Here is a 9,132-nt window from a genome sequence, read left to right as displayed (position 1 = left end):
TTGCGACAATAGATTTTGCTTAAGCTAAGAACGCTATCGCTTCAATTTTTCGGCATTAAATCTATGGTTCTAAATCTATGGTTTTAAATCTAGGATCTTAAATTTAGGGTATTAAATCTGTGGCATCAAATTGTGGTGAGTGTCATTTTGATCTCTGGCGTAATACAAAGACAAAATCACTAACACCACCATGACAGCGCTTAATAAACCTATGCTCAACTGGCCGCCCATAGGCACTAAAGACATAGTCAATGCGGCAAGTCCGGCACCAAAATTTTGTAATCCTCCCAGTAATGACCCCGCAATTCCTGCTTGACGTGGAAATGGCTCTAATGCCGCCGAGGTCAGGGTAGGGAACAGCATACCAGCGCCACTGAAGAATAAAATCGATCCAACCAGTAAACTCCAACCGACGACCAAATTGAAAAGCCCCGGGATCAACATGAATAAGGCGCCAGCGCCAAGCAGCGCAACACCTTGATAGATAACTCTTTGCGGCTTATTTTGTCGACCAGCAATCAGCGCGCCCAATAAATAGCCTGGAATCGGCGCCACAAAATAACAACTGACCATGAAAGGCGTCAGCCCAAGATATTGGCCATAGAGAACGCCGGCAATGGCTTCAAACGCCGCAATACCCGCAAAGGTCGCGATCAAAGAAAACAAGTAAGCTCGAAACGCTCTATGGCGCAGGACATGCCGATAGGATGCGATAACGGCTTGATGTTCCCGCTGCGCCTTAGGTAATGACTCTTTAAAGGCGAATATCAATAACAGCCAGACCACGGCACCGAATCCTGCTAACACCCAGTACACGGCTTGCCAGCCGAAGTAGGCCGCACTGGCGCTACCGATAAATGGTGCCAGTAAAGGTAAAAACACTACGGCCATAGAAACATAACTATTAAATTTAACCAGTCGGTCGCCAAAGTAATGATCGCGGGGAATGCTCCGGCATAAAGCGCCCGCGCTGGCTGTGCCTAATCCTTGGATAAGGCTCGCCATAATCAGTTGGTTAAAGCTTGTGGCCTGGGCCGCAAACACTGTTCCTATGATGAAAATAGCGATACCCACGACGAGTGGCATTTTACGACCAACGCGATCTGACACTGGGCCATACACAAATTGAAACATCCCATAGGAGAGTAAGTAACAGGCCATCACTGCTTGTAGCTGACTGGCGTCCACATGGAGCCCGAGTGCAATTTGCGGAAGGGCAGGCACAAAAATCGTTTGCGCCATTTGGCCACAGGCGACCATAAAGACAATCATTAACAGTAAACTAGACTGACTCGCCGCTGGAGCGACATCGTGATGAATAGGAGAGTGTGGCATGCCTGACATGATATTTCCGAAAAAGGTCACTTAAGGTATTTGCGCGCATCTTACTCCCTAAAAGCGTAACTTCAAGTGTCAATCATATTGATTTGATGAAATATTTTTTAATGCGACGCATAAGTTTTTCTCTTCATTTTTAGCTGTAAAGCTAAACTTACGTAGGGTTATTTGTCTGTTAACTAGGTCGAATAATTGCAAATGGATTAATACTCAGATTAACCCTGCTCTGCCTATTTTCTTACATGGGAGTTTGCTTAAAAATAGTGGCTATTAAGAGATTGGAGGTAAGCAAGTGGATAAGGTGCCTAATACAAGCCACCCTAAAAAATCACGCTAAAAATATGCATAAGGAACAAATAAGAAAGGAGATAGCAAATCGGCCTATCTCCCTTAATAGTCGCTACTAGCAAGATGCTATTTTTGTAGTTTTTCTATGCCCGTTAAAATCTGATACCCCACAGTCACCCGTGGCGGAACGGGATAATTTTTATTGCTTAACAATACTATGCCAAGCTTTTGCGCAGGAATAAATGCTGCATAAGCGGCAAAACCGCCGGTTGAGCCGGTTTTATTAATCCACACATTTTGCTGCGGCGCGAGGGGCGGCACTATAGGTTTAACTGGCGTACTGCCAAACACCACTTCCTGAGTATGACCCATAAGTATTTTATCAAGATCAATAGGATAGGAGTAATGTTCCCAAATCATATCTTGGGTCATCATGCCCACATCAAAGTATCCCGTGTGGGTCTCATCGAGTGCCGTTTGCAGTGGCTTAGCTAGCGGGTGCATTTGCATATTGGCCTCCACAAAATGCAGCAGATCTGTGGCTGTGGTTTTAACGCCATAGGCTTCATCGGCTAATACGCCGGGATTGACCCGCACTGGCATGTCTTGCTTATTGTAGCCTTGGGCATAATCAGCCATTTTGCTGCTCGGAACCTGGATATAGCTGCTTGTCATACCCAATTGTGGAAATAGTGTTTGCTCAAGTGCTTGCTGAAACGTTTTATTTAAACTCTGTGCGGCAATCATGCCGAGCAGGCCAATGGTTGGGTTCGCGTAATTCCTGTGAGTCCCAGGGGCAAATGACGGTTGCCAATGCTTAAGGTAATCCATTAACTCTGCGTTATTAGTTACCTTATCAGGAACTTGCATCGGCAGATCTCCCGCAGTGTGCGTCGCTAGATTGATGAGACTAATCTTATCAAAATGGCTGCCTTTTAATGCTGGAACATAATCGCTGGCCATATCCGTGAGTGTTAATTTACCTTCGATTTGTGCATAGTTCGCCAGTGTCGCGGTAAAGGTTTTACTGATTGAACCAATCTCGAACAGGGTATGTTCTGTCACACTTTGCCCTGTGGTTTTAGAACTGACCCCATATTGGTAAAAATACTGTTTACCATCAATGGTGATGCCAATCACCGCACCGGGAATGCCGTACTCGGCCATCAGTGGTTTGACTGCGGAATCAACAAGTGACTGGATGTCTTTGGTATTAAGCGATTGGGCCGTAGTGACATTAGAAAAAAGCGTTGCAGTGAGCAGCACACCGCTTAATAACGGCATGGTAGCGAGCAGGGTATGTCGTTTCATAATTGACCTTTTATCGAAATTGCATTTATAGAGTAGAGATTGCACACGATATTACGGTAATTCCCCATTAAGTTAAGTCCTTACTGATATTTAGCGTCAATATTCCCTCTGTAAGTAACTGAGAGGTTAACCTCGCTAATCGAGTGTTAAATACTGCGTGGTGACATGGACTTGAGTATTGCAGTTGTTGCGCTATTCTAAGAGATTTCCTTAATCATAATGCAAAGTTGAGTCAGCAGTTTATACCCTCAAGCACCGACACTTATGCCTTTTATCGCGATAATGCATTGCGCAGATTGCGCCATTTACGGACAAGGGATAAACTGCGCCACCGCGAGAGAAAAGTGCTGAATAATTTAGCCGCAACCCCTAATAAGTTTGAAAGAGAATTGGTTTTTATGGCTTTAGCCCCACATGCAGTGCACCATTTATATCAGTACCGTAAGTCTCTATCGACTAAGCCCTTTGGTGCCCGTGGTAAAAAACTGATCCGCTGTCCATTATGCCTATTAGGTGAGCAGTTCTGTACCTGCGCGCTGCGCCGTCAGTTACAGACTCAAGCCAGTTTCCTGCTGATCATGTACAACGATGAAGTGTTAAAACCAACTAACAGCGGGCGCTTGATTGCGGATCTTATCCCAGATACGCACGCATATATTTGGTCACGCACAGAACCTGAAGCGGCATTGCTTGCTTTGCTCGATTCGCCGCAATATCAACCCTATTTAGTGTTTCCTGCCCAATATGCGGAGCAAGGACAAACGGTACTAAATCAGGTACCTATGTCGATGTTAGCCGAAGGCAAACGGCCGTTGTTAATTATGCTCGATGGCAGTTGGCGTGAAGCGATTAAAATGTTCCGTAAGAGTCCTTACTTGCATTCCTTGCCACTGCTTTCCTTCGATCCCGACACGCTGGCAACCTATGCATTACGTAAAGGCAGCCATGACTTTCAACTTGGCACCGCCGAGGTGGCATCCTTAGCATTAGGGGCGATAGGCGAAGCGGCAAATGGCAAAGTCTTAAGTACGTGGTTTGATTTATTTGTTGAATCATCATTACTGGGCCGTAATCGACGTTGCCGTGAAGATCTTCTGCCAATCACAGATTTTACCAATGCCTTTGAACTTGCCTTCGAACAAGCCAATATAACTGCAAGCGTTAATTAATCTTTGAAATGAATAGCTAGTATAAAAATTTAAGTCTGCGACTAACTTAAATACTTAAATAAAAACGCCCCTCACTTGAGGGGAGTTTTATATAGGCTAAAGTTTGCTCTGGCAAGAAAGCTTTATTTGCGCTTTAACTAAAGCAAATATATTCCTTAAATAACGTCTTAAACTGCAACTTCTTTACCATCTAATTTGCGAATAACCACAGTGGCGGCGCGAGGCCGTAATGTGATTCCGGCTGGTGTTTGTTCAGCGGCATTAGACGAATAAGGCCAGTTACCTGGGTGCTGAATGTTAGCAAATACCGAAGTGTAATCTGGGCTAATGGCAAAACCTGTCACTTCACAGTCGTTGGGGCCGACGAAGAAACGCTTTAATTCCATTTGATTATCGGCGGTTACGCCTACTTGTTTCTCTTGGCCATCCACCAGAGTTGAAGGCACTATTGCGAGCATTTGATCGTTAGTTTCTTCGGCAACTTCCTTGGCGCCGTTGTCGGTTTGAACCCACAAGATACCGCGTTTATCAAAGGCTAACCCATCAGGGCTAGCAAATTGATTGAGATCGGTTAAGCCAGACAAGTTGGTCTCAGCATTGCCATCGCTGGGTGAGCCAAACACAAAAATATCCCATGTAAATTCAGTCGCTTTGTCGCCTTCATCCCAACGAATAATATGGCCGAAGTAGTTTTTCAATCTTGGGTTGGCAGGATTCGCTTCGGTACGTTTTGAGTTGTTGGTCAGGGTCAAATAAGCAGAACCTGTGAACGGATCGACCGCGCACCATTCAGGTCGGTCCATAGGTGTCGCGCCGACTAGGTCCGCTGCGCCCGCTGTGTTTAAAATAATGTCGGCCAAAGTTGCGAAGCTATCGCTTAAGGTTTTGCCGTCTGTGGTTTGGCTATCTAACGTCAAAGGCAACCAAATACCGCCACCATTTTCATTGAATTTAGCCGCGTATAAAGTACCTTCATTCATGTACTTATCGCCAGTTTGCAGGCGGTTGCTGCTGTCAGCATCCTTTGCATCCCAGGCCGCATTTGAAACAAATTTATAGAGGTATTCGAATTGAGAATCGTGGCCAGAATAGAACACCACTGGCTTGCCTTCGGTCAATTTACCAAAGGTACAACCTTCATGGCGGAAACGACCAAGTGCTGTACGTTTTACAGCGCGAGAGGTGGCGTTGTACGGGTCGATTTCCACAATATAACCGTGGCCGTTTGCTTCGTTACGGTAGTCATCCTGAGCACTTGTGCCCGATGGCGTGACATCAAAACGGGCAAATTCATCGAGACGTTCTTCATCATGACCCGCAAGATCGTCCCAGCCATAACGTGTACTGGTTTTACTGATCCCGATGCGACTCTGATCGGCGGTTAAGCTGCCACGATTGGCAAAATAGCCTGGCCAATTTTCTTCACAGGTCAGGTAAGTGCCCCAAGGCGTGTAGCCATTACCACAGTTATTTAAGGTGCCGCGTGCTTGGCTGCCATCGGGAGAATAGCGGGTTTCGAGTAGGGAAGAGTAGGCCAGAGGACCGCTGATATCCATCACAGTCGCGCCAGTGAATCGACGGTTATGACCATCATTACTGACGACTTCCCATTGATTATTCATCAGTTTTATACGTACAACCGACACGCCATGGGCGTTAATTTCTTTGCGCACTTCATCGATCACAGTGCGAAGACCAGAAGTGGGGTCAAATGTCTGGCCCGTAGGATGCAAGGCATCTTCGTCAATGTATTCGTGGTTAATGCAGAGTAGACCGTCATCACCCGCATCATTTAATGGGAAGAAATGCATGCCATCGTGGTGCATACCCACTGAGTTGGCTTGGTCATCGGCCGTATTACTACCATCGTTTTTCCATGGCGTCGCTTTTGCGTTTAATGGCGTGCCCCAAGGTGCTAACACCTGCGCTGTGTAACCTTCAGGCACGACAACCGCATCTAAGCGAGAACCCGCAACCGATGTAAAGTTAAGCTTAGCGCTACTTTTAGTCGGTGGCACTGGCGTGACTGGATCGACAGGTTTAGGAACAGTTTCATTGTCTGAACCACAAGCGGTTAAGCCAACACTGGCAAAAGCTGTCATAGCGCTGAGGCCTAAGCCACTTTTTACGAAATTACGGCGAGATAAATGCTTATCTAACACTTGATTAAAGGGGTCATTATTACTTTTATTATAAAGTGTAGGATCAAAGGTGGCCTTACTCATATTTTACTCCGGCTAGTACGATGAATTGAATTTCGTGCCTAAGGCTAAAGTACCAATATGACAATAAAGCTGATTTTATATTACAGTAATAATTTAAAGAGCAACCAAGCTTATATGTTTTAATAGTGTTGAATTAGTTTCGGCGAGTATTTTAGGGGGAGGTAAATCTTAAAATAATATTAATTAGATTTATTGCTCTAAATTTATATATTTTAATATAATTCAAAGTGTTAATTTATATAACTATCTAATGTGTTTCCATTAATACTTATTAGTTCTGTACATTAATGTCCTTTGAATGAAATCCTTTTCCTTCTTAGAAGAATCAAGTGAAGTCTATTTCTCAGGTTAAACTTCAGGCTAAAACGAGAAGTTAATGCTTGACCTGTGATCGTTAAGTTTCAGTCTTTTGGTTTTAAATAATGACGAAGTGAGCGCGGATCGGTATGTCCGGTTCTGGCCATGATGTACAAGTGATCTTTATTATTTTCATGCAGTTGTGTTACGCAACCACTGCGCAAACTGTGAGCGCCATAAAATTTGGCGGGCAGTCCTGCTTTAGTACAATATTTTTTAATGATGCGATAAATATCATCGCCGGTAAGGAAACCACTATTTCTATTCAGTAATGAACAAGATCCGGAATGTCGGTCTTTCATTTGATACGGACGTAAATTTTTTCCATCACGGGAAAGCGATCTAAATAAATGTCCGTCTTCAATATTGGCTAACGATAACCAATTTTTCACGGCGTCGAGTGCTGCAAAGGGTTCATGGTCTGGCAGGTCTTTCCATTCCCGTTGGCCTTGCTGATTACTCTTCGAATAGGGCAGGCGCACTTTTAATTTGTTACGCAGAAAACTGACATACTGAACTTTTATATCTGCCAGTTCAGAACGACGAAACCCACCTTGTAATCCTAATTGAATTATCGCTTTGTCCCGCGCTCGGGTTAATGGCTGTACTTGCTCATCGATAGCTTGGATCAACATTTCCACTTCATCATACATAATGGGTTGTTGATCATAGTCACTCACATGCCGAGATTGATTTCTGCTCAAACCGCGCATTACTCTGATCACCAGTGGATGTTCGGTGGGCGAATGAAATCCCGCTTGAATATGATGGTAGCGAATTGCTGCCAACCTTGTAGTTAATGTTTGCTTTGAAAGTTGAACGCCAGTGCTTTCTTGGATTAATTCTTTTTGATGACCAATAAATGAAATGACGCTTCGTGGATCTGCGGGTAGGGCCTGAAGTTGGTGCTCGGCACAATAACGGCTAAATACACTAAAGCTCGTATTATAAACACGGCGAGTGTTCACTGAAATTTCGTATTCAGTTTCTTCGGCGGCGCTTAAATAATCACTTCGAACAGATTGGGGTAGGAAAGACTCTTCAAAAAAACGTGGCTGTTCAGCACGGTTATTATGGTGATGATCTGAGCCAGTCGCTCTTTCATTCGATATATTGGCGTTATTTTGAGCATTACTATTTGTCCGGATCATTTTAGACATGCCGTTGAAGTCACCTGATATCGAATTAAGAAGGCGTAATTATACGCAAATCATAGCTGTATCTACCAGTGATAATCGTCATTATCACTGGTAGAGTGCTTATTTGTTTAAATAATCATCTTTTATCAGAGGAGGGGCATTAAATAACATTTAGCTGGATTATTTAGTTTAAAAAACAGCCAAGATAAACCTATTCTAACAATGGCGATTAATTAAGCGGATATAACAATAAAGGCAATGATAGTATGAAATTCGTACTTTCTCTATGCAGTGTTGGTTAGCCACAGACGCATAATTTTAAAGAATGGTTTAACCATTCTATTGGTCTACATGAATGGCATGCCCTAAACTTGGCTTGCGTGTCGGGTGAAATTTAAGCTAATAACGACAACCGCTTATCTGATACTTGACGTGATATGCGTTCAGCTATTTCTGCCTAAGGCAAATAGAAGCATAAGGGATCGATTCCCAGTCAATAAAATGGTTGAACCATATATTAATACTTGTCGATTTGTACTAGCATGAGAGGTCCCATTTATTTCATCCGCATTAAACGCATACTTAACTAAAGAAACGTATTTATGGAACCGCAAGCTTGGATATATCAACAAGACAAACCGACAGCAGGAAGAAAATTATTATTGCTTGAGGAAGCAGAATTAATTTTTGCCTTACCCTTAATTTATCGCCTTATCAATCTTGAAGCTGTGGCATCTAAACCAGATTGGTTTTGTGACGCTGAGTTACAAACGGTTTTCTATACAGAGTTGGTGACACAATTAAATGAATTGGTCCGATTACGTAAAAAGACACAGCGACTCGACAACGAGCTTAAGAATGTAAACAAAATGCTCAATCAGTATTTTACTGATTTGGGTTGGCGCATGGTTCGTAAAGAGCTATCTCAAATAAAAAAGCGTCAGAAAAAATCCCATATAGAGGTAAGTAGGGATATTATTCAGAGATTAAAGCGTTATATGGAGACACAAAAGTTAGACAGTTTTGATCAGGCGATTGATAACTTATTGTCAGAGCATGATGCCGATATCTCACAAAGCCATTTGCAGCATCCAGATGACCTAGATGACAATATGAGTGTCGACGATATGTTTGATGAATAATCTCTGGCTTGTCTCGTCCTGAAATAAAATGGGCAGAGTTAAGTTTTGTAGACCTTTATTTTGACGTCGCAATATCGCCTAAAATGGATTTGTTAATAATCGCTTAAATGAGCAAGTAAGCCGTGACTTATCTGTGCAGACACGTAAAATTGCTGTTAAGTTT

At 43.4% G+C, this 9,132-nt stretch carries 6 protein-coding genes; 2 read left to right on the top strand and 4 right to left on the bottom strand.

The annotated features are described in order from the left end of the window. Positions 1–111: 111 nt before the first annotated feature. Complete coding sequence (gene emrD, locus FW758_RS17155) at positions 112–1,344, bottom strand: multidrug efflux MFS transporter EmrD (RefSeq protein WP_446446023.1); 1,233 nt, start codon at positions 1,342–1,344, stop codon at positions 112–114. Positions 1,345–1,752: 408 nt separating this feature from the next. Then, positions 1,753–2,937, bottom strand: coding sequence for a class C beta-lactamase (gene ampC / locus FW758_RS17150; protein ID WP_446446022.1), 1,185 nt, complete (start codon positions 2,935–2,937; stop codon positions 1,753–1,755). A gap of 398 nt (positions 2,938–3,335) precedes the next feature. Between ampC and FW758_RS17145 the strand changes: the two genes are divergently transcribed. Then, positions 3,336–4,106: a tRNA-uridine aminocarboxypropyltransferase gene (locus FW758_RS17145; protein WP_446446021.1), complete on the top strand. Its 771-nt coding sequence runs from the start codon at positions 3,336–3,338 to the stop codon at positions 4,104–4,106. A 167-nt stretch (positions 4,107–4,273) separates the two neighbouring features. Here the strand turns inward: FW758_RS17145 and FW758_RS17140 are convergent, their stop codons facing one another. Continuing rightward, positions 4,274–6,331, bottom strand: coding sequence for a PhoX family protein (locus FW758_RS17140; protein WP_446446020.1), 2,058 nt, complete (start codon positions 6,329–6,331; stop codon positions 4,274–4,276). A gap of 401 nt (positions 6,332–6,732) precedes the next feature. Then, on the bottom strand, positions 6,733–7,848 hold the full coding sequence (locus FW758_RS17135) for a tyrosine-type recombinase/integrase (RefSeq protein WP_446446019.1): 1,116 nt from the start codon (positions 7,846–7,848) through the stop codon (positions 6,733–6,735). Positions 7,849–8,429: 581 nt separating this feature from the next. Here FW758_RS17135 and FW758_RS17130 point away from each other — a divergent pair. After that, positions 8,430–8,969, top strand: a complete 540-nt coding sequence (locus tag FW758_RS17130; RefSeq protein WP_446446018.1) for a hypothetical protein — start codon at positions 8,430–8,432, stop codon at positions 8,967–8,969. The last annotated feature ends 163 nt before the right edge of the window (positions 8,970–9,132 follow it).

The sequence above is a fragment of the Shewanella sp. 1180_01 genome, assembly GCF_052850535.1.
This window is presented reverse-complemented; position numbering and strand designations above follow the sequence as displayed.